The sequence below is a fragment of the Rhodococcus sp. NPDC056506 genome (assembly GCF_042794945.1).
Lineage (GTDB): Bacteria > Actinomycetota > Actinomycetes > Mycobacteriales > Mycobacteriaceae > Rhodococcus_F.
Genome location: NZ_JBHTSW010000003.1, coordinates 25,688 through 48,401 on the forward strand (window position 1 = coordinate 25,688; position 22,714 = coordinate 48,401).

A 22,714-nucleotide genomic window follows, 5' to 3' on the forward strand; every position below is an offset into this window, starting at 1 on the left:
TCAGGGTGAGGTGGTGGAGCTGGTTCAGTTCTCGGTCATCGGGATACGGACGCCGCGGGTGGCTGCGGTGTCGATGGCGTGGTCGTATCCTGCATCGGCATGCCGGATGACGCCCATACCGGGGTCGTTGGTGAGAACTGCTTCGAGCTTCTTGGCTGCGAGTTCGGTGCCGTCGGCGATGCACACCTGTCCTGCGTGGATGGAGCGTCCCATACCGACACCGCCACCCTGGTGAAGTGAAACCCATGAAGCGCCGGATGCGGTGTTGACCAGGGCGTTGAGCAGCGGCCAGTCGGCGATCGCGTCGGACCCGTCGATCATCGATTCGGTTTCGCGGTACGGCGAGGCGACCGATCCGGAGTCGAGGTGATCGCGGCCGATGGCGATCGGTGCGGACAGCTCGCCCGAGGCGACCATCTCGTTGAACTTGAGACCCGCGAGGTGACGCTCACCGTATCCGAGCCAGCAGATGCGAGCCGGAAGACCCTCGAAGGCAACCTTTTCGCCTGCCATGGTGATCCAGCGGCGCAGGTGCTCGTTCTCGGGGAAGAGTTCGAGTATGGCCTTGTCGGTGGCCTCGATGTCCTTGGGATCACCGGAGAGCGCTGCCCAGCGGAAGGGACCGAGGCCTTCTTCGAAGAGCGGGCGGATGTAGGCGGGAACGAATCCGGGGAAGTCGAAAGCGCGGTCGTAGCCCGCCTTGCGAGCCTCGTCGCGGATGGAGTTGCCGTAGTCGAACACCTCGGCGCCGGCATCCATGAATCCGACCATGGCCTTGACGTGTGCGGCCATCGCGTTGCGGGAATCTTCGGTGAACTTCTGCGGATCCTTCTCCGACATGGTCTTCATGTCGGAGAAGTCGATGCCGATCGGCAGGTAGGCGAGGGGATCGTGCGCCGAGGTCTGGTCGGTCACGATGTCGATGGGGGCCTTCATCTCCAGCAGCGCCGGGAAGATCTCTGCCGCATTGCCTTCGAGGCCGATGGAGAGTGGCTTCTTCGCATCGCGTGCCGCGGTCGCCAATTCGAGCGCGTGCTCGATACTGTCGGCCTTGGTGTCGAGATACTTGTGGGCGATACGACGGTCGATGCGGGTGATGTCGCAGTCGACGCAGATCGCGACGCCGTCGTTCATCGTGACGGCGAGAGGCTGAGCGCCGCCCATGCCGCCGAGACCCGCAGTGAGGGTGATCGTTCCGGCGAGCGATCCGTTGTAGCGCTTCTTCGCGATGGCGCCGAAGGTCTCGTACGTACCCTGCAGGATTCCCTGGGTGCCGATGTAAATCCAAGAGCCTGCGGTCATCTGGCCGTACATGGTCAGGCCGAGGTCTTCGAGACGGCGGAACTCTTCCCAGTTCGCCCAGTCGCCGACCAGGTTGGAGTTGGCGATCAGCACTCGCGGTGCCCACTCGTTGGTGCGGAAAACACCGACCGGCTTGCCGGACTGCACCAGCATGGTCTCGTCGTTCTTCAGCGTCTTCAGCGTGGCGACCATGGCGTCGAAGGCAGCCCAACTACGTGCTGCGCGACCGGTTCCGCCGTAGACGACGAGGCTGTCCGGGTGCTCGGCAACATCGGGGTCGAGGTTGTTCATGAGCATGCGCAGGGCGCCCTCTTGCTGCCAACCGAGCGTCGTGAGCTCGGGGCCGCGGGGAGCACGGACGGGGCGCGGCTCGTGGCCGGGGGTGCTGATTTCCATTGTGTTCTCCTAGCTTGCTGAAGTTCGAGCTGTTCGAAAAGTGGTGGGGGATCAGACGCGAGAGTCGGTCATCGCGGTGTGATCGGGGTAGATCATCGACGCAGGCGGATTGCTCGTGCGCTTGGCGAGTGGGTAGTAGATCAGGCCGGTGAATACGATTCCGACGATCCAGGAGATGTCGGCGCCGCCGAGCATGTCCGTGACGGGGCCGGTGTACAGCTTCTGTGCGAGGAACGGGATCTGGGCGAGAACGCCGGCGGCGTAGCAGGCCAGCGCGGTGAAGTTCCATGCGCCGTATCGACCGTTGACGTCGTACAGCGCCGGAATGTCGATGCGCTCCTTGGAGATCAGGTAGTAGTCGATCAGGTTGATCGCACTCCACGGCGTGAACACCATGAGCAGCACCAGGACGAAGTTCTTGAAGTTGTCCAGGAAGTCGGCGCTGGCGGCGATCGCGATCAGTACCGAGATCGCGGTGAAACCGAGGATGTAGAGGGTGCGCGCGGTGCTCGAGATTCGTGACTGTCCGTTGAAGGCTGTGACGGTGGTCAGAATCGACATGAATCCGCCGTAGGCGTTGAGCACGTTCACCGTCAGCTTGCCGACCAGGATGACGAAGTAGATCAGGAAGGCGATGGCGGCCGGCCCTGCCAGGTCTCCCATGAAGCCGACCTGGTTACCCAGGAACGCATCGCCGGCGCAGGCCGCGACGAGGACGCCGAAGGTCATGGACCACTGCGATCCGATGACGCTGCCGAGGAACGTCGACCAGAAGGTGGTGCTCTCGGAGGTGCTGCGCGGCAGGTAACGCGAGTAATCGGCGACGTACGGGCCGAAGGTGAGCTGCCAACCGGCACCCAACGAGATCGCGAGCAGGAAGGTGACGATGTCGAAGCCCTTGATGCCGACGTACGAGGCGACGTCGTACTCGAGGAACAGTCGAACGGCCAGGTAGGAGAATCCGACGATGCCGACGACGGTGGCGACCTTGCCGACGATGTGGATGAGCTTGTAGCCGGTGACCGCGACGAATGCGGTGAGGAGACCGAAGACGACGATGCCGACGGTGGGGCTGTCGATGTGCAGGATCTTGTTGACCGCTTGTCCTGCCAACACGGTGCCCGTGGCAGCGAAGCCGAGGTACATCAAAATGACGAGAACGAGCGGGACGACGGCTCCCTTGACACCGAACTGTGCGCGACTCGAGATCATCTGGGGGAGGCCCATGCGCGGACCCTGTGCGGAGTGCAGCGCCATGACAGCGCCACCGAAGATATTGCCGATCAGAAGTCCGACGATCGCCCAGATGGCGTCGGCGCCGAATACGACGGCGAGGGCACCGTCGACGATTGCAGTGATCTGCATGTTGGCGCCGAACCAGAGAGTGAACTGGCTGCGCGGGGTGCCGTGTCGTTCTGCATCCGGGACGACGTCGATAGTGCGTCGTTCCGGAGTGAGGATGACCTCGGCCGGTCCATCGTGAGTCATAGGCCTGTCTTTCTGCTGCGAGCCCGTCGAGCGACGGAATCGACGTCGGGGTATTGCCCACCTTCTTCGTGCTTTGTGCCTGTTGCTCGGCGCTCTGTGCGCTGGGTCACTGTCACTGCGGATAAATGTATATGCCTGTATATACAGGCGTCAATACCCGCGACCCGTTTTCACGTAAATGCTGTGTAACACCACTCGGGAATCAGAAACCCTTACCCGGGTTGAGGATTCCGAGCGGATCGAACGCGGCCTTGATCGATCGGTGCAGTTGCATGCTGTCCTCGCCGATCTCGAGAGAGAGCCACCGGCGCTTCAGAACGCCGACGCCGTGCTCGCCCGTCAGGGTTCCGCCGAGTTCGAGAGCGCGCCGGAAGACCTCGTCCGCGGCGGTCCACACGGCGTCGGGGACCGAGCCGTCGGCAGTGCGGTCGAAGACGAAGGTCGGATGGACGTTGCCGTCACCGGCGTGCGCGACCGTCATGATCTTCACCGAGTGCTCGGCCGCCGCCCGGTCGATACTTTCGAGCATGTCGGGCAGTTTCGACCGCGGAACTCCGACGTCTTCCACGAGGCATTGCCCGAGTCGTTCGGACGCGGGGTAGGCGAGCCGACGGATCTCGAGTAGCTGCGCGGCTTCCGCTGCGTCTTGTGAGACGGCGACAAAATCTGCGCCGGCCTGCTCGAAGTGGTTCTCCATCGCTGCCGCTGCTGCGTCGGCGTCGACCCCGTCGGCCTGTGCGATGAGCATCGCGGCAGTGTTGTCTTCCAATCCGATTCGTTTCCAGTCGTCGACTGCGCGCAGAGTCGCGCGATCGATCAGCTCCAGCAGACTCGGCCCGATCCCGTCACGAACGACAGCGGCAACGGCGTCCGCTGCGGAGCGGAGAGAATCGAAACTGCCGACGACGGTGACCGGTGCTCTCTTGGGCTTGGGCTGCAACTTGAGGGTGGCGCTCGTGACGACTCCGAGAGTTCCTTCCGAGCCGACGAGAAGGCTGGTCAAGTCGTATCCCGCAACACCTTTGACGGTCCTTCGGCCCGTCCGCACGATCCGACCGTCGGCTAGCACCACCTCGAGACCCAAGACCGAATCGCGGGTGACACCGTACTTCACACATCGAAGTCCGCCGGCGTTGGTGGCGATGTTTCCACCGATCGTGGAGAACTCGAAACTGCTCGGATCGGGGGCGTACATCAGCCCGTACTCGTCTGCCGCTCGACTGATGTCGGCATTGATCACCCCGGCTTCCACGACCGCGAGCTGATCGTCCGGATTGATCTCGAGAATCGAGCGCATGCGAGTGGTCGAGATGACCAGACAGCCCTCGACGGCTGTCGAACCGCCCGCCAAACCGGTTCCCGCGCCGCGAGTTACCACCGGGACCCGTTGAGCAGTAGCCCATTTCAGAGCCTCCGAGATGTCGGCCGCAGTTTCGGCGAGCATGACGGCCGCCGGCTGGCCGGGTTTGGCGAGATGGGCCTCGTCGCGACGGTACGAGTCCATTACCGACGGGTCGGTGATCAGGCGACTCGAACCGATCGACCGAGCGAGTTCGTGGACGGACATTCTTATCTCCAGTCGGTCAAAGGTTGTGTGCGAGTGTGTCCACAGCGGCGATCACGGCGTCTTCTGCTGCCCGCTCGCCGACGGTGACCCGCACTCCCTCGCCGGGGAACATTCGGACCGAGACACCTTGCGCGACGCAGGCCGCTTCGAGTGCAGACGCTCTCTTGCCGAGGGGGATCCACACGAAGTTGGCGCCGCTCGGGACGGTCTCGACGCCGCGCAGAGTCAATTGCTCACGTAGGTGAGCGCGACCCGCAGTGACCGTTTCGACTATCGAATCGGTGTGCGCCGGATCGGTCAAGGCCGCGCAGGCCGCGGCCTCGGCAACTGCGCTGAGTCCGAAGGGCGGTGCAGCGCTGCGAAGATCGGCTGCGATCGCCGAGGTGGTGGCGGCATAGCCGGCACGGAGTCCGGCCAATCCGTAAGCCTTGGAGAAGGTTCGGAAGACGACGATGTTGGGAAAGGTTCGAAGCAGGTCGACGCCGTCGACGTCGCTGGTCGCGAACTCCCGGTAGGCCTCGTCCAGGAGGATGAGGACGTCACCCGGGATTGCGCGGGCGAACGCGACGAACTCGGCGGTCGAGAACTCGCTTCCGGTCGGATTGTTGGGGTTGCAGACGAGTACCGCGCGGGTCTGCGGGGTCACGGCTGCCGCCATTGCACTCAGATCGTGCCGATGTTCGGAATCGAGTGCGACGGGTACACCGCTCGCCCCGGCGATTCCGATCAGTATCGGGTACGCCTCGTAGCTGCGCCACGGGTAGACGACCTCGGTGCCCGGACCCGTGTACGCAGTCAATACCTGCTGGAGCAGTGCCAACGACCCGGCGCCGGCCAAGACCTGGTCGTCGCCGACGCCCAGGCGATCGCTCAACCGGGCGATCAGCGTGTCACCGAACAACGACGGGTACAAGTGTGATTGTGACGCCGCGAGATTGACGGCGTCGAGAATTGCGGCCGAGGGTGCAACCGTCGACTCGTTGCTCGACGCCCGCCACCGAACCTGCTCGAGGCCGGCTGCTTTGGAGTATCGAGGAAGTGCTTCGATTTCGGGTCGAGGACGAGGCCTCAGCGCTCCGGGCGCGGTCATGCCAGGGCGCCGATCGCGTTCTCCGCGGCGGCAACGAGTGCGCCGGACGCGGCCAAGTCCACTGCCGCTTCGATCTCGGGCGACAGGAAGCGATCGGTACCCGGTCCCTGCACCTTCTCGCGCAGGGTTCGGAGTACTGCTCCGGTGGCGGGGGAGGGCTCGAGTGGGGAGCGCAAGTCGATTCCTCTTGCTGCAGTGAGTATCTCGATCGCAAGTACTCGGGTGAGACCGTCGATGGACCGGCGGAGCTTGCGTGCACCCGACCATCCCATGGAGACGTGATCTTCCTGCATGGCCGAGGAGGGAATCGAATCGACACTGGCTGGGCTCGCGAGTCGCTTGAGTTCGGACACGATGGCAGCTTGCGTGTACTGCGCGATCATCAGTCCGCTGTCGACTCCAGGATCGTCGGCGAGGAAGGGGGTCAGGCCGTGATTGCGTGCTACGTCGAGGAATCGGTCGGTGCGGCGTTCGCTGATACCGGCGACGTCCGCGGTCACGATGGCGAGGAAGTCCAAGACGTAAGCCACGGGAGCTCCGTGGAAGTTGCCGTTCGAACGAACCCTTCCGTCGAGGGTGACGACGGGATTGTCGACAGCACTGGCCAATTCGCGTCCGGCGACGAGGCGGGCGTGATCGACGGTGTCGCGTGCGCCGCCGGCGACCTGCGGGGCACAGCGAAGTGAATACGCATCCTGAACTCGGGTGCAGTCAGGGCCCGCGTGGCTGGCGACGATCGGGGAGTCGGCAAGCAAGCGCACCATGTTCGAGGCCGCCGCGCCCTGCCCGGGGTGGGGACGAAGAGCCTGAAGATCGGCGGCGAATACCTGATCGGTGCCGAGCAGACCCTCGACGCTCATCGCGGCCGCGATGTCGGCCAACTTGAGCAGATGATCGAGATCGGTGATCGCGAGGGCCAGTTGGCCGAGCATCCCGTCGGTGCCGTTGATCAGTGCGAGGCCTTCCTTCTCGGCCAGAACCACCGGTTCGAGGCCATGGGCAGCCAATGCCGTTGCCGCATCGGTGAGTTCACCGTCCGCGGTGCGGACGGAACCTTCTCCGATGATCGCCATCGCCACGTGCGCCAGTGGCGCCAGATCTCCCGAGCATCCGAGGCTGCCGTATTCGTGGACCACCGGGGTGATGCCTGCAGTGAGTAGGTCGGCGTAGGCCTGCGCGACCACGGGGCGCACTCCGGTCCGTCCGGTGGCGAGCGTCGACAGGCGCAGGAGCATCAAGGCCCGAATCACTTCGCGTTCGACTTCCGGGCCCGAACCTGCCGCGTGTGAGCGGATCAGGCTGCGCTGCAACTGCGTCCGCAGATGCGCTGGGATGTGGCGGGTGGCAAGTGCGCCGAATCCCGTGGAAACTCCGTAGACCGGCGTGGGGTCTGCAGCCAGGGCCTCGATGCGTGCGCGACTTTCGGTGATCGCGGCCAGTGAGTCCGCGGTCAATGCGACGCCGTGACCGTTGCGCGCGACGTCGACGACGTCGGCGATGGTGACAGCGCCGATTCCGACCTCGATGGTTCGGGTGGCTGTCCGGGTGGCAGGGGTGGCGTTCATGGGACTCCAATGATGATGCGATGGCTGTCGAATAAAGTCTTGTATACGAGACCCTAGTCTTGAATATGAGACGAAAACAAGACCCGAGAAGGCCGGAACGGAGAAATTTGTTACATGTCGGCGGGCGGAGTCTCCACCATTCGATCGCCGAGGTCGGCGGAGAACTCGGCGCTGACCGTGCGTACTCGGTCGGCGATCAGTGCACTCTCCGCGGCGGATTTGGATCCGGAGAGGAAGGTGACGCCGAGAGCTGCGACCGGACGGCCGTCCCGCGTGATCACCGGACTGGCGATGCAATTGATCCCGGATGTCGTCGCATTCTCTTCGACCGCATACCCGCTCTCGCGTGCTTCGGCGAGCAGTTCTCGCAGTTCGGCGAGGGACGACGGCCCCGTTCCGGTCCGCGTCGGCCAGGTGTATCCCTCGTAGAGAGCGCTGATCTGTTCTGCATCCAGACGGCTCAGAATCGCCCGCCCGACTGCGGTGAGGTGAGCCGGAAGGCGGGTCCCGATTTCGGTCACCAACCGCACGCCCGGCTTGAGCGGTTCACGTTTGTCGAGGTAGATGACATCGGAACCTTGAAGTACCGCCAGATGGGACGTCTCATCCGTCGACTGAGTAAGGGCCAGCATGAATCGTTGGCCCTCGCGGTGCAGTGGGCCGGAGCGCATGTACGACGCACCGACCTCGAACGCCGAGACACCCAGGGTCCAGGCGCGTTGATCAGCCCAGTACGAGACGAACCGTCGATCTCGCATGACGTTGAGAAGATGATGCGTCGTGCTCTTGGGCAGGTCGAGGGCGCTGGAGATTTCCGCGGTCGCCAGCGGCACACCCCGGCGAGCCAGGAGATCGAGCACGTCGAGAACACGCTCAGCGGATTTCACGCGGCTCGTGCTCATGGGGGTATGTCCTTACAGGTAGGTCGGAAGGCGGAGCGGGGGAATCACATTGTCTCGGATACGAGACTGGATCGCCAAGTGTTCGGGGCGGTTAGTGAGTCTGGCTGCCGAGTTCAGCGGACAACCGGGCGCAGTGCTCCACCAAGACGCGGCCGTGGCTGGCGCAGACCTCGTCCGTCAGACGGAAGGTGGGGCCGACCACGCTGAGCGCTCCGGCTATCTGACCGACCGCGTTGTAGATCGGCGCGGCAACTCCGGTCGAGTGATCCTCGATGGTGTCGTGGGCGATGGCGTACCCGCTCTCGCCTACCTTGCCGCTCAACGCTGCGCCGACGGCGGTGCCGTCCAGGGGAACGCTCTGGCCAACCCAACCCATGTGACGGATCGCGTGTGTGCCCTCGATCTGATCGAGGTACAGCGCAGTATCTTTCGGTCCCATCGTCGACAGGTAGGTCGATTCCCTCGTGGTTTCGGCGATGGCCTTCATCGCGGGCCGGGCTCTCGGCAACAGTTGATTGTCACCGAGAGCGCGAGCCCCGATCTGCAGTAGCCGCGGGCCGACGCGATAGACGTTGTCCTCGCCCCGGACTACGAACTCGGTCTGTTCGAGGCTTCTGATCAGGCGAAGCGCGGTACTGGTTGCCAGATCGGTCGCCTTGGCGGCGTCGCCGAGAGTCAACCCGCCGTGCTCGACGATCGCACCGAGAAGTTCGAAGGTGCGATTCGCGCTGCGGGTCACGTCGCCGGGGGCCATGTCCTACTCCAAGTGCCGAGGGATGTCTGCGCTGAATCTATCGCGAGCCCGGCAGCACCTCACCGTGGTGCTCGTCCAGCAGGGGGCTGCGGCGAACCTGCGGGCGTCGGCTCTCACCGAACACGACGGGTTGTCGTACGTAGGAGATCTTTCCTGCTACCGGGTGCTCGAACGATTCGACGACCCCCCGATACTCGGCCTGCGCGGAGGTGAGCGCCTGCTGGACGTTCCAGATCTCCGACCCGGCGAGGCCCGCGTCGCCGAGAATGCCGACCACGTCGGCGACGGTCTTTCCGGCAGCCCAGTTTTCGATCTCCTTACGCAACGCCGGCTCGTTCTCGGTCCTGGCGGTGTCGTCGGCAAAACGAGGATCTGCGATCAGGTCGACGCGATTCATCGTCTGCGCCAATTTCTCGAAGCCCGATTGGCTCGCAACCGCGAGGACAAAGAGTCCGTCATCGGCCTTGTAAGTGTCGAAGGGTGTGGAGACCGGATGTCGGTTGCCGACGCGTGGGGGAGTGAGCCCCGTGGACTGCAGCTGGCTGTGCGCTGTCGGCAGCATGGCGAGCATGCTGTCGAACATCGCGACGTCCAGGTGCTGCCCGAGTCCGGTCGCCTGTGCGCTCAACAGGGCGGTGCTGATTCCCCAGGCAGCGAACAGCCCGGCGACCAGGTCTCCGAACGACTCACCCAACCGGGTCGGCCCGGATTCTTCCGAACCGGTGATGCTCATGATTCCCGAAAGAGCTTGGACTACAAGATCGTAGGCGGCGGCTCCGGACATCGGTCCGTCCTGTCCGAAACCGGAGATGGACGCGTACACGATCCGCGGATTGCGAGCCCGCGCAGCCTCGTAGTCGATTCCCAGGCGCTTGGTGACACCCGGGCGAAAGTTTTCGACGACGACGTCCGCGGTCTCGACGAGCGTCAGCAGCGCCTCACGGTCCTCGTCGTTCTTGAGGTTGAGCGCCACCGAACGCTTGCCGCGATTGAGCACGTTGAAGTAGATGCTCTCGCCGTCGCGGAACGGGCCGAGGTGCCGAGAGTCTTCACCGTGTTCGGATTCGATCTTGACGACGTCTGCGCCGGCATCGGAAAGCAATGCGGTGCAGTAAGGCCCGGCCAGGACACGTGAGAGGTCGATGACCCGGATGCCGTCGAGTGGGGGAAGTGCAGTCATGTCCGCGCCTTTCAGAATTCGGTGGAACGCGGCGACGGAGCATTGCCGGCAATGGTGAGCAATTGAATCTGCGAGGTGCCCTCGAAGATGCGGAGAATGCGGCAATCGCGGTACAGGCGTTCGATTTCCGATTCGCGCATGAAACCTGCGCCACCGTGGATCTGCACGGTTTGATCGACGATCGAGAAGCAGGCTTCGGTGGCGACGTACTTCGAAATCGATGCGGCGCGGCGGATGTCCTGGCCGGCGTCCTTGACGTCGGCGGCCCAGTCGGCGGTGACGCGTGATGCGACAAGTTGCGCGTCGCAGCCACCGAGAAGTAGCTGGATTGCCTGGAAGTCGAAGATCGGCGTGCCGAACTGCTTTCGCTCCGTTGCGTACTCGCGTCCCAATTCCCAAGCGCGCAAAGCGATGCCGTTTGCCATTGCCGCCACGTCGATGCGCGCGCGGTTCAGGGCGGTCAAGGCGATGTTGCCGCCGCGACCTTCGGTGCCGATCACGGAGTCGAGTGGCAGAACGACGTCGTCGAGGTAGACGGTGTACGTCGGGGCCGAACGAATTCCCATCTTGTCCTGCGGCTCCGAGTAGCTGATTCCGGGAGTTCCCTTGGGGACGACGAAGGCGGTGATGCCTCGGAATCCTGCGCTCGGGTCCGTCTTGGCGAAGAGCACGACCAGGTCGGCTTCCTTGGCGTTGGAGATGTACGTCTTGGATCCGGAGAGATGCCAGCCGTCGTCCTCGCGTCGGGCGACGGTACGCATCGAGGCGATGTCGGAGCCGGCATCGGGTTCGGTGAGTGCGAAGCCCGCCAGCAGTTCGCCCGAGGCGAGCTTAGGCAACCAGCGCAGCTTCTGTTCTTCGGACCCGCCGACGAGGATCGGCTCGAGGCCCAGGTAGTGGGCGGTGTAGATCGATGCCAGCGCGGCATCGGTGCGTGCAACTTCTTCGATGGCGACCAGTTGGGTTCGTGTCGAGAGACCCAGTCCGCCGAATTCCTCCGGAACGGAAATGCCCATGAGGTCCTGCTGCCCGAGGCGCTTGACCAGTTGTGCCGGGAACTCCTTGGACTCGTCGCGTGCGGCTGCTCCCGGGTGAATCTCGGCGTTGGCGAAGGCTCGGACGGTACTGCGGAACTCTGCGAGATCAACGCTGTCGATGTCGTGCGCGGTCTGGGTAGTCACGGGGGCTCCTTCGAGGCGAGGTAGTTATGAATTTCATCTAATGAAATCTAATTGCCACTAGTTGGCATGATCTGACTATGGCTGAGGGTGGCGAATTTGTCCAGGGGTGAAGCTGTTGTGTCGCGGCTCACGTTCTGCAATGATCAACTTGTCTAAGCCTGTATAGACAAGTTGATCGCGGATGGAACCCACTACCAGTCGGAAGCAGCGTGGCTTTCGGCGGAAGGTGCTGACATGAGCCTCGTTTCAGTCGACACGACACCGGACTCCGAGAATGTGAGGAGGGTGTCCAGTACGTATTTCGAGGGCTTGTCGGCTGATCGATACGCGGCGCTTGCCGAAGACCGCAAGCTGGCGATTGTCGCGGCGCACATGGACCTTTCGCATGGAAGAGGACTCAATTCGTCGATCTCGCGACTCGCGCCGGCCGGGGAGTTAGGGGATGGCCCGGCGATTCAATACGTCGGCGACGACATGCCGCAGCTCGTCGAAGCGGTACTGGCGACACTTGCCCGCGCCCGCGTGGAACCGGAATTCGTGGTGCACCCCGTGCTGCGCACTGAAGACGCCCCGATTGGGGAGCGGACCGAATCATGGATCCACGTAGGACTACCCGCGCATTGTTCGGACGAGCAGGCGCAGGTGATCGCTGACGACGTCGCCGGAATCCTCGACCGTATTGCGCGTGCCTTCCGCGATTCCGTGCCCCTGCGGGATCTCGTCGACGAGGCGCGCGAGCAACTGGACTCGAACGGCTACGCCGAAGAAGCTGACTTTCTCCGGTGGTGCAGCGCCGGAAACTTCAGTGTCGTCGGCGGTGTGAGGACTGCCGACAGTGACGAGCCGTACGCCCTCGGCGTGCTCCCCGATCCGACCGGCTCTTCGGATGCGAAAGCGGCGCCCCTCTCGATCGCAGTGGTGTACCTCCGGCAAGGGTTCGGTGGATCCGAATACGCCACCGAGATCGACGTGTCCATCGGTGACCGTGCGTACCGATTCATCGGGTTCTTCACCGCGGCCGGTCTGGTCGCCGACGTCAGGCGAACCCCGCTCGTGCGAGGACGCGTCGCAGACATCTTCGATGCCTCCGGATCCACCGTCGATTCGTTTGTCGGACAATCGATGCTGGCAGTTATCCAGTCGATTCCGGTCACAGTGCTCCTGGCAGCCGAGCCGGCCCGAATCGCGGACGCGCTGGACGAACTCACTTCTGTGGACGGCCGAACGTCGATCCATCTGTTCTTGCAACCGGTGGGAAGTTCCCCGGCGACGGGGCGAGATCAAGAGTTGTCGGCTTTGCTCTTCGTTCCGCGCGAGAAATTCAGTACGACGATCAGGACAACGGCCGAGTCGGTACTCGCCGACGCACTCGGTGCCCGCAACATCGAGTTCTCCAGTCGAGTCTCGGAATCCCCCTTGGCCGTCGTACATTTCACGGCCACGGTCGGCGGCGGCGCGAACTTCGCGTCGGCGCGACAAGCACGGGAGATTCGGGACCTCGTCGTCGACGCGTGCCTGACCTGGGACGAGCGATTCGTTCTGGATGCTTCGAACTACGACGAGCGGCGCAGGCGTGCTCAGTTCGCCGAGCGAGTTCCGGTGGCGTACAAGCAGGATTTCGACGCCGTCCGAGCCGCCGAGGACATGGTGGTGTTCGAGGGCCTCGCGCCCGGAGAGGTAAGCCCACGACTGGCCCGATCTGTCGACGGACTCGGTACTCACCGACTCGGACTGTACGTATCGGGTGACCCGCTCTCACTGGGCGAGGTGCTGCCGGTATTGCAGAGCCTGGGTGTCGACGTGGTCGACGAGCGGCCGTACGAGATCGCACCGGTGGGATCGGAACAGTCCTGGATCTACGAGTTCACGCTCGACTATCCGAGCGCTCCGGTCGAGCGCTTCGACAACTTTGCCGCGCGGTTCGGGGCGGCGTTTGCCGCGGTTCGAAACGGCTCCGCCGAGCCGGACTCGTTCAACGAACTTGTCGCGATCGCGGGACTCGGTTGGAAACAGGTAGTGGTGCTGCGGGCATATGCGGAGTTCTTGCAGCAAGCGGGATTTCCGTACAGCACCAGTCGCGTCGCCGAGGTGCTTGCCGATCATCCCGAGATCGCCGGCAGATTGTGCGAATTGTTCGAGAGCCGTTTCGATCCCGACGTCGTCGACGGCGATAGAGGTACACGTGCAGCAGCGGAGGTGGAAACGGCCGTGGCACAAGTGCAAGGACTCGACGCCGATCGGATCCTGCGCGCATTGTCCGAACTGGTCCGTAACACGTTGCGTACCAACTATTTCGTTTATCCCACTGAATCGATCGGTGCGCTCTCGTTGAAGTTCGATTCGGAGAAAGTGTCCGTATTGCCGTTCCCTCGACCGAAGTTCGAGATATTCGTGTACTCACCCGATGTCGCGGGTGTGCACCTTCGCTTCGGTGCGGTGGCTCGCGGCGGCTTGCGCTGGTCGGACCGGAAAGAGGACTTTCGCACCGAGGTACTGGGATTGGTGAAGGCGCAGGCAGTCAAGAACGCAGTCATCGTGCCTGTCGGCGCGAAGGGCGGATTTGTCGTCAAACGCCCACCGGTTCCAGGACTGGGTGCAGACGCAGACCGGGAAGCTGCGTTGGCGGCCGGGATCGATTGCTACCGAACCTTCATCAGCGGACTACTTGATCTGACCGACAACGTCGACAAGCAGAGCGGCGCAGTTGTTGCGGCGCGAAGGGTCGTTCGCCACGACGGTGACGACACGTATCTTGTTGTCGCCGCGGACAAGGGAACTGCAAAGTTCTCCGACTTCGCGAACGAGGTGGCCGCGGAGTACGAATTCTGGCTCGGCGACGCCTTTGCATCCGGTGGGTCGGTCGGGTACGACCACAAAGCCATGGGTATCACCGCGAAGGGCGCCTGGGAAAGTGTCAAGCGGCACTTCCGTGAGCTCGGCGTCGACACCCAGAACGACGACTTCACTGCGGTGGGGATCGGAGACATGAGCGGCGATGTCTTCGGCAACGGCATGTTGTGCAGCAAGCACATTCGCCTGATCGCGGCGTTCGATCATCGGCACGTGTTTGTCGACCCGAACCCGTCGCCGGAGCGCTCGTACGTCGAGCGATCACGTCTGTTCGCTCTCCCACGATCCTCGTGGGCCGACTACGACCCGGCGTTGATCAGTGCAGGCGGCGGAGTGTGGGAACGCTCGGCGAAGCGCGTCCCGATCAGTGACGAGATGCGTCAGGCACTCGGTCTCGAAGACGACGTCACCGAACTGACTCCACCGCAGCTGGTTCGGGCGATTCTGTGCTCACCGGCAGATCTGTTGTGGAACGGCGGCATCGGGACGTACGTCAAGGCGTCCGGTGAGTCCGACCTCGAAGTCGGAGACAAGAGCAACGACACGGTTCGGGTGAACGGCAACGAAGTCCGTGCTCGGGTGATCGGTGAGGGAGGCAACCTCGGCCTCACCCAGGCGGGACGAATCGAGTACGCACACGGCGGCGGGCGGATCAACACAGACGCGCTCGACAATTCCGCGGGAGTCGATTGCTCCGATCACGAGGTGAACATCAAGATTCTTCTCGACTCCCTCATCAGTTCAGGCGCCGTCGCAGACTCACATCGTGTCGAACTACTGGAATCGTTGACCGACGAGGTCGCCGAACTCGTTCTTGCAGACAACCGTTCACAGAACGAACTGATGGGCACCACGCGTGCGGACGCGGCGGCGATGATCGGTGTGCACGGCAGGGTGATTTCCAGCCTCGAATCCAGAGGGATCGTCGACCGAGCAATCGAGGGGTTTCCGACCAAGAAGCAGTTCGCCGCGGCCGAGAAGACGGGAACGGGGCTGACGTCGCCGGAACTCGCCACACTGATGGCGCACGTCAAGCTCGATCTGAAATCCACGCTGTTGGCGGGAAGTTCGATAGACAATCAGATCTACCGCCAGGCGCTGGCGAACTATTTTCCGGAGGGTGTTCGACATGCCGGGGGTGACGCCCTCGACCGGCACCCGCTGCGGCGCGAGATCGTTGCGACCGTGCTGACGAACAACGTGGTCGATCGTGGCGGCATCACCTATGTGTATCGGCTCGGTGAAGAAGTCGGCGCCGATCCGGAAGACGCAGTACGTGCCTTCACCGTGGTCTCCGAGGTATTCGGACTGTGGGAGTTGTGGAACGACATCAGCGAAGCCTCGATCTCGACTGCCGTGTCCGACGAGTTGATCCTGCTCACCAGACGACTGCTCGACCGGGCGTCACGGTGGATGCTGACGCGTCGGCCTCAACCGCTGGCCGTCGGGGCCGAGATCAGCCGATTCGGTGATCGCATCGCGGAGGCGTCGGCAGAACTCGGTGGCTGGCTGGTGGGCGCCGATCAGCGGAACCTGGCTGCGCGAACGGTACTCATCACGGACAAGGGCGCACCCGAGAACCTGGTCAGGCGAGTGGAGATCCTGCTCGATCAGTTCGGTCTGCTCGACGTGGTGGAGATCGCGGACCTCGCCGATCGCGCGATCTCGGAGACCGGCGAACTCTACTTCCGGCTCGGTGAGCACGTCGGGCTCGTCCCGATGCTCAACCGCGTGTCTGCATTGAGCAAGGACGGAAAATGGAATGCGTTGGCGAGGTTGTCGTTGCGTGACGAGTTGTACTCGACGGTGCGAGCCTTGACCCTCGACGTCTTGGCCGACGCGGAAACAGGTGACTCGACAGCGGAAAAACTCTCGAGGTGGGAAGAAAGGAATGCGTCGAGAATAGAGAGGTCCACTCTCGCGCTCTCAGAGATCGAGGCATCCGGGCAACACGATCTTGCTGCGCTTTCGGTTGCGACGAGCCAATTGCGGCGCATGGTGGGCTAGGTCGGGCGCCGGCACTCGCGGTTGGATCGGAAAGGTGCACCAGGCGGATAGACTTCGGAGGCCGAACGGGAGAACCGACTCGGTGGTTTTCGACGAACGGGTGGTGGCGATGGCGATTGCTGAAGTGGACGCAGAACTCGCCGTGCTGTTCAACGAGGCAGGCGGCGAGTCCGCCCCTGCCTACGAACGGGTCAAGAACCTCGTGATCTCGCAGATCAATTCGGGTCGGTGGACCGAAGGTGATCAGTTGCCTTCGGAGAATCAACTGGTCAGTGCGCTGGGGCTGTCACGTATGACGATCAATCGAGCGCTTCGCGAACTCACCAGCGACGGTCTGATCGTGCGGATGATGGGGGTCGGCACCTTCGTCGCCGCCACGAAGACCGCGTCCCCGCTGTTCGAAGTCAAGAACATCGCCGACGAGATTCAGCGGCGCGGCCACCGTCATCGAACCGAGGTCGTGTTCGTTCGTGAGGAAGAAACCGACCACGGGCAGACGTTCCTTCGTGAATCGGTGGGCAAACGGGTGTTCCATTCGCTGATGGTGCACTTCGAGGACGAAACTCCGATTCAGGTGGAAGACCGGTTCGTGAATCCGAACGAGGCGCCCGACTATCTGCGCCAGGACTTCACTGCGATCACCCCCAACAACTACCTGAGTGACGTTGCGCCTCTGGTTCGCGGCGAACACGTCGTGGAAGCGGTGTTGGGGAGCCCGGACGAATGCGAACTGCTCCGCATAGATCGAGGGGAACCGTGCCTGCTGATTCGCCGCCGCACCTGGTCGGCCAACGGGTTGGTCAGTGCGGCGCGCTTGATCCATCCGGGTTCACGCAATCGCTTGGAAGGAACCTTCGAGCGCTGATCGCTTCGAATGGCGAGACCTGAACACAGGCTCGTCCGATCGCACCATTTTCGGGTGCAACTTCGGTGCAATCGACCAGGACGTGACTGCGAGCACACTGAGATCATGGGTGGACGGTTATCGCTTCCGCAACCTCACGTCCCGACGAGTGAGACCAGAGCGGATCGCAGCAACACCGTCCAAGCCACTCGCTTCCATGATCGAAGGAGTTCGACCTGTGACCGACTTGCCCAAGGACCTACTTGTCGCCCCGAAGTGGCAGGAACGCCTCGACGAACTGGCAGCCAAGCATTCGGTACCGGGTGCGCAGGTCGGCGTGATCGCGCTGGGCGAAGACGGCGCTGCGGACATTCGTGTCATCACCACCGGAGTGACGAGCCTGAACACGCGCGTCGACGTCGACGCAGACACGCTGTTCCAGTACGGATCCGCGAGCAAGATCTGGACGACGACGCTGATCATGCAACTCGTCGACGAGGGCAAGCTGACGTTGGACACCCTGGTGGTGGAGGTGCTTCCGGAGTTCACGATCGCAGACCCTTCCAACACGAAGGAAATCACGATCCGCCAGTTGCTCACGCACACAAGCGGTATCGACGGAGACTTGTTCAACGACACCGGTGACGGCGACGACTGCGTCGAGAAGTACGTCGACGAACTCGCTACCGCGATCAGCGTCACCGAGCCCGGCGGGCATCTGAGTTACAGCAACGCGGGTTTTGCCGTTGCCGGCCGCATCGTCGAGGTCCTTCGTGAGATGACGTGGGACGAGGCGTTGGTCGAATATCTCTGGAAGCCACTCGGATTGACGCACATCATCACCAAGGCCAAGGACGCGCCGCTGTTCCGCACGGCCGTCGGCCACGTGGCCAACCCGGATCGGACGTCGCCTGACAAGGTGGTTCCGACCAAGCAGTGGCTGCTCCCGCGCGGTATCGGACCGGCCGGAATCATCACCGGATCTGTCAGCTCTCTGCTGACTTTCGGTGCTGCACACATGCGTGACGGCCTCGCGTTGACGGGTGAGCGCATTCTGTCCGAAGAATCCGCACGCCTGATGCGAACCCCGCAGTTCGACCTGACTGCGGTCTCGAGCGTCGATCAGGCTTGGGGTCTCGGCTGGATCCTGTCCGACTGGGGCGGTGTGACATCCGCGCAGCACGGTGGTGCGACGATCGGCCAGATCACTCGTTTCCACACTTTCCCCGAACTCGGCCTGGCCATGGCCGTTGTCACCAACTCGCGTGGCGGCGGTGCCCTGGCCCACGACATCGAGAAGGAGATCGCCCAGGAGCTTGATCTCGTTCTGCCGGAACCGAAGTCCGAGGCGGATGCGGCAGAGATCGACCTGTCGCACATGCTCGGAACCTATGAATCGACAACCGTTCGAATCGAACTCACGCGCGGCGACGACGGCGGATTCCAGGTTCAGAACTTCGCCAAGATCGAGATCGACGGCGAGCCCCCGGCCGCGCCCACCAAGGTCGTGCCGCTGTCTGCTTCCCGGTTCTCGATCAGTAACGAGAGCGCCTCGGGGGAGATGGCACATCTCACGATCGATGGCGAAGAATACTTGTACATGACACGGCTTTTCAAGAAGATTTCCGACTAGCCGCGGCGAGATGATTCGCTCCGTTGAATGAAATCTCGGGCAGGTCGAGGGCGATGAGGGCCCTCGACCTGCCCGCACTACTTTCGAGGAAAGCTAATGATGAAACCTCTCGCTCCCTTTCCGGACGTGAATCACCCAGCGGCACTGGATGCTTACGGCCTTGCGCCGGTCATCGACGGTCACAACGATCTGGCATGGACGGCTCGCGAGAGCGCCGACTACTCGGTGGAGAATCTCGAGAAGGATTCCATCTTCCAAACCGATATCGACAAACTCGGTCGTGGTGGAGTCGGTGCGCAGTTCTGGTCGGTTTACACCCCGTGTGACATGACCGAGCCAGAGGCGGTTCAGTACACCCTCGAACAGATCGACTTCGTGTACCGGATGATCGAGCGGTACCCGGATACTTTCGAATTCGCGCGCACCGGCAACGACGTGCGTCGAATCTGGAGTGAGGGCAAGGTCGCGTCCTTGTTGGGCGCGGAGGGCGGTCACAGCATCGGCAGCTCGCTCGGTGTCCTGAGAATGATGGCGCGCCTTGGTCTTCGGTACATGACCCTGACGCACAACGACAACACCGGGTGGGCGGACTCCGCGACGGATACGCGAGTGCACGGCGGTCTCACCGACTTCGGTCGCGAGATCGTGCGCGAAATGAATCGGCTCGGCGTACTCGTCGATCTGTCGCACGTCTCGGCGGAAACGATGAGAGATGCCATCGAGACGTCGTCGGCACCGGTGATCTTCAGTCATTCGTCCTGCACTCAGCTGTGCGGTCACCCCCGCAATGTTCCCGACGACGTTATGCGGTTGCTCGCGGACAACCGAGGCGTGATCATGATCGCCTTTGTGCCCATGTTCCTTTCTGCCGAATACAACGAGTGGTTCAAGGGCGGACGGGTCGGCCCACGGCCGGCGATGACGGTGGACCATCTGGCCGATCACGTCGAGCATGCCCGAGACGTCGCGGGCATCGACCACATCGGTTTGGGTAGTGACTACGATGGGTTCGACGACTTTCCGGACGGTATGCAGGACGTATCCGGTTTCGCGGTGTTGATAGACCGTCTGGCGGAACGCGGTTGGTCCGCGGAGGACTTGGCAAAGCTGATGGGCAACAACGTGTTGCGTGTGCTCGACGAGACCAGTGCGGCCTCGATATCGAGCCTTTCCTAGCCGTATCGACGCCCGAGAAGATGAGGATGAGAATGAAGAAGATTCGTACCGTTGCACTGAAGGTGGTTGCTTCGGTGTCCGTAGTTCTAGTTGTGCTGGTATCGATTGCGCTCGTGTTCAATGTCAGCTCCAGCAAGGCGAGCGTTCCGACCGGGGACACGGGCAACCAGTTCGTGTCCGTCGACGGAAAGAACATGAGCTACTCGATCCGCGGCAACGGCGATCAGACCATAGTGCTGCTACCCGGGTTCGGAACGTCCGCACCGATTCTCGACTTCACACCGCTTGTCAACGAGCTGGCGCCTGACTACCGCGTCGTCACGATCGAGCCCTTCGGCTACGGGCACAGTGACCAAACGGACAAGGACCGCACGACTGCGAACATCGTCGAAGAGATTCATACGGCAGTACAGTCGCTGGGGATTGACGAATACATCCTCATGGGACACTCGATCACTGGTGTCTATGCACTGGACTACACCGCGAAGTACCGCGACGAGGTCACCGCATTCGTGGGCATCGACAGCAGTGTTCCAGGGCAGCCGAATATGGATACCAAATTTCCGATCGACGCACTCCGAGTGGGAAGGCAGTTGGGCTTGTCGGAACTGCTGTCCAAGTTCGTCGGTGGTGAGAACTCGGACGAGTACCTCGACGCCGCAGCAAAGGACGAGATGCGACAGTTGACTGCGAAGAACAACTTCAGCGACACCTACCTCAACGAGATGGACCATCTTTCCAGCAACTTCGCAGAAGCAATCGGCAGGACGTTCCCGGCCGATCTTCCGATTCTGTTGTTCGCCGTGCAAAATTCCGAAGTCGAGGGCTGGACTGCGCTGCACGAAGGGCAGGCCGCCTCCGTTGATCACGGAGAGTTGATCTTGCTGGACGGGGACCACTACCTGCACCACACCCGATCAAAGGAGATCGCCGAGAACGTCAACAGGTTCTTGGGCGAGCTGAACTAGATTTGGTAGACGTTGAGTTGAACGCGGAGTCATCGCATTGCGGTGACTCCGCTTCTTCCATCTCTACCGATCGTTTGGAGGCATTGTGGCGCAGAACTTTTCACGCCTCGAACTGATGAGTGAGCTGGACTCGGCGTATTTGAAACTCGACGTGTTACTTGACGGCGCCGCCGAGGCCGATTTGTTCGACGCCATTGCCGTCGATGCGTGGACGGTGCACGACGTACTCGCGGTGCGTGTCTGGTGGGCAGAGGCCGTCGTAGAGTGGATAGGCGCCGGACTGCGTGACGAGACACCACAAACGCCTGCTGCAGGTTACAAGTGGACGCAAACTCCTGCACTGAATCAGTCGGTTGTCGACGCGAGCACCGACGTTCCGATTCCGGTGCTTCGGGATCGCTTGGAAGCTGCCGTGGCGTTGTTACGCAGATACGTCGAGACCCTCGACGACGATCAACTGCTGTCGGTCGGGGTTTTCTCGTGGACCAGGACGTGGCCGGTGTCGAGGTGGATTGCCGTCAATACGATCACCCAATATGCGTCTTTGTCGAAATTGATTCGGAGACTACTGAAATCGACGAATCAGCTCTGAATACGGTGCATCCGCCAGACCGTCGGTCCGTCGGTCAGTGAGATTTTGCCTGCGACCGTGAAACCGAACCGTTGATAGCCGCGACGCGTTCCACGTGGGAGTCTTCGGCGACGCACCAGTTCGTCCAGGGGTAGTCGGCAAACGCCTCACCGAGGACCTCGGCGGCACGGTCGAGGTCGGTGGACAGCGATCGAACAGAATTCTGCATAGCGCCACTTCAGCACAGTCGAGCCTGACGTCGCCACTCGATTTCGGCGGTGTAGCAGGTGCGCGGGCCGCGGTCACGTACTTGTGAGTTCATTCAAGAAAGTTGGACGCAGCCGTCGAACCTGCGTTCACTGGTAGTGATCGGGTAATCGCCTAGCTGTCAATTCCGGGCACGTGAGATCCGGGTATGGCGATTCTCCGCGAAGGGAACAGATATATGAACAGGCTCGAAGGCAAGAATGTAGTGATCACAGGCGCCGCCAGTGGAATCGGGCGTGCAGCAGCAGAACTCATGGCGGAAGAAGGCGCCAACGTGCTGGTCGCCGACCTCGATCCGGCGCGAGCCGAGGAAGCGGCGGCGGCGATTCGCGAGACCGGTGGCAATGCACTGGGTTTCGGCGTCGACGTCATGAACGAGGACTCCTTGGCTGCGATGATCGAAAAGGCGGTCGCCGAATTCGGGGGCATCAATGTCTTGTGTAATCACGTGGGCGGTAGTAACCCGCGCAAGGATCTCGACCTGCTCCGGATGGACTTGGACGAGTGGGATCGCGTGATGTCGCTCAACGTGCGTAGCACCGTGGTCGCTTCACGCCTTGCCATTCCGCACATGAACAGCGCCGGCGGAGGATCGATCGTCAACACGGCCTCGGTAGGTGGATTGATCGGCGATTCCCTGCAATCTGCCTATGGATCAGCCAAGGCGGCGGTCATCCGGTTGACTCAGTACATTGCAGTCCAGTACGGAGCGAACGGTGTTCGGTGCAACGCCGTAGCGCCGGGTGCGATCATGACACCCGCACTCGTGGACAACATCCCAGCTGACGTCATCGAAGGCATGAAGCAGGCAAACGCCCTGCCTTACCTCGGCGAACCCGAAGACATCGCACAAGCCATGGTCTACCTGGCGTCGGATGAATCTCGCTACATGACGGGGCAGACTCTGGTGCTAGACGGCGGACTCACCAGCAAGAGTCCGCTCGCGACCGGCCGTTCGTCGATGTTGAGCTGA

17 protein-coding genes are annotated in these 22,714 nt (G+C 62.4%); 7 read left to right on the forward strand and 10 right to left on the reverse strand.

Features of this window, described 5'->3' with window-relative positions; all coding sequences use genetic code 11:
• Positions 1-24: 24 nt before the first annotated feature.
• From hutU to ACFQ6H_RS03975, 9 genes are all read right to left on the reverse strand, one after another.
• The gene (hutU, locus tag ACFQ6H_RS03935) at positions 25-1,698 is read right to left on the reverse strand and encodes a urocanate hydratase (RefSeq protein WP_317552059.1); all 1,674 of its coding nucleotides are present in this window, start codon (positions 1,696-1,698) and stop codon (positions 25-27) included.
• 51 nt (positions 1,699-1,749) lie between these two features.
• On the reverse strand, positions 1,750-3,186 hold the full coding sequence (locus ACFQ6H_RS03940) for a purine-cytosine permease family protein (protein WP_378446819.1): 1,437 nt from the start codon (positions 3,184-3,186) through the stop codon (positions 1,750-1,752).
• Positions 3,187-3,388: 202 nt separating this feature from the next.
• Positions 3,389-4,753, reverse strand: a complete 1,365-nt coding sequence (locus tag ACFQ6H_RS03945) for an FAD-binding oxidoreductase (protein ID WP_378644074.1) — start codon at positions 4,751-4,753, stop codon at positions 3,389-3,391.
• 16 nt (positions 4,754-4,769) lie between these two features.
• Entirely contained in the window at positions 4,770-5,843 is a 1,074-nt protein-coding gene (locus tag ACFQ6H_RS03950) for an aminotransferase class I/II-fold pyridoxal phosphate-dependent enzyme (RefSeq protein WP_378644077.1), read from the reverse strand.
• Positions 5,840-7,408 carry a histidine ammonia-lyase gene (gene hutH / locus ACFQ6H_RS03955; RefSeq protein ID WP_378644080.1) on the reverse strand — a complete coding sequence of 523 codons (1,569 nt, stop codon included), beginning with the start codon at positions 7,406-7,408 and terminating at the stop codon, positions 5,840-5,842. Before hutH ends, ACFQ6H_RS03950 begins: the two co-directional genes overlap by 4 nt.
• 110 nt (positions 7,409-7,518) lie before the next feature.
• Positions 7,519-8,310: an IclR family transcriptional regulator gene (locus tag ACFQ6H_RS03960; RefSeq protein ID WP_378644082.1), complete on the reverse strand. Its 792-nt coding sequence runs from the start codon at positions 8,308-8,310 to the stop codon at positions 7,519-7,521.
• A gap of 91 nt (positions 8,311-8,401) precedes the next feature.
• Positions 8,402-9,064, reverse strand: a complete 663-nt coding sequence (locus ACFQ6H_RS03965; protein WP_317552053.1) for an IclR family transcriptional regulator — start codon at positions 9,062-9,064, stop codon at positions 8,402-8,404.
• Positions 9,065-9,101: 37 nt separating this feature from the next.
• The gene (locus ACFQ6H_RS03970; RefSeq protein WP_378644084.1) at positions 9,102-10,244 is read right to left on the reverse strand and encodes a CaiB/BaiF CoA transferase family protein; all 1,143 of its coding nucleotides are present in this window, start codon (positions 10,242-10,244) and stop codon (positions 9,102-9,104) included.
• Between the two features lie 11 nt (positions 10,245-10,255).
• The gene (locus tag ACFQ6H_RS03975) at positions 10,256-11,425 is read right to left on the reverse strand and encodes an acyl-CoA dehydrogenase family protein (protein ID WP_378644087.1); all 1,170 of its coding nucleotides are present in this window, start codon (positions 11,423-11,425) and stop codon (positions 10,256-10,258) included.
• Positions 11,426-11,659: 234 nt separating this feature from the next.
• Between ACFQ6H_RS03975 and ACFQ6H_RS03980 the strand changes: the two genes are divergently transcribed.
• From ACFQ6H_RS03980 to ACFQ6H_RS04005, 6 genes are all read left to right on the forward strand, one after another.
• A complete protein-coding gene (locus ACFQ6H_RS03980; RefSeq protein ID WP_378644090.1) occupies positions 11,660-16,282 on the forward strand; it encodes an NAD-glutamate dehydrogenase in 4,623 nt (1,540 codons plus the stop codon).
• 109 nt (positions 16,283-16,391) lie between these two features.
• Complete coding sequence (gene hutC / locus ACFQ6H_RS03985) at positions 16,392-17,147, forward strand: histidine utilization repressor (protein ID WP_378446969.1); 756 nt, start codon at positions 16,392-16,394, stop codon at positions 17,145-17,147.
• A 217-nt stretch (positions 17,148-17,364) separates the two neighbouring features.
• Positions 17,365-18,759, forward strand: a complete 1,395-nt coding sequence (locus tag ACFQ6H_RS03990) for a serine hydrolase domain-containing protein (RefSeq protein ID WP_378644092.1) — start codon at positions 17,365-17,367, stop codon at positions 18,757-18,759.
• 96 nt (positions 18,760-18,855) lie between these two features.
• Positions 18,856-19,935, forward strand: coding sequence for a dipeptidase (locus ACFQ6H_RS03995; protein ID WP_378644094.1), 1,080 nt, complete (start codon positions 18,856-18,858; stop codon positions 19,933-19,935).
• Between the two features lie 32 nt (positions 19,936-19,967).
• Complete coding sequence (locus ACFQ6H_RS04000; RefSeq protein ID WP_378531488.1) at positions 19,968-20,903, forward strand: alpha/beta fold hydrolase; 936 nt, start codon at positions 19,968-19,970, stop codon at positions 20,901-20,903.
• A gap of 85 nt (positions 20,904-20,988) precedes the next feature.
• Positions 20,989-21,495: a ClbS/DfsB family four-helix bundle protein gene (locus ACFQ6H_RS04005; RefSeq protein WP_378542501.1), complete on the forward strand. Its 507-nt coding sequence runs from the start codon at positions 20,989-20,991 to the stop codon at positions 21,493-21,495.
• Positions 21,496-21,529: 34 nt separating this feature from the next.
• Here ACFQ6H_RS04005 and ACFQ6H_RS04010 read toward each other — a convergent pair whose 3' ends face one another.
• The gene (locus tag ACFQ6H_RS04010; RefSeq protein ID WP_378644095.1) at positions 21,530-21,703 is read right to left on the reverse strand and encodes a hypothetical protein; all 174 of its coding nucleotides are present in this window, start codon (positions 21,701-21,703) and stop codon (positions 21,530-21,532) included.
• A 216-nt stretch (positions 21,704-21,919) separates the two neighbouring features.
• Here ACFQ6H_RS04010 and ACFQ6H_RS04015 point away from each other — a divergent pair, with 216 nt between their 5' ends.
• Positions 21,920-22,714 carry an SDR family NAD(P)-dependent oxidoreductase gene (locus ACFQ6H_RS04015; protein ID WP_378644097.1) on the forward strand — a complete coding sequence of 265 codons (795 nt, stop codon included), beginning with the start codon at positions 21,920-21,922 and terminating at the stop codon, positions 22,712-22,714.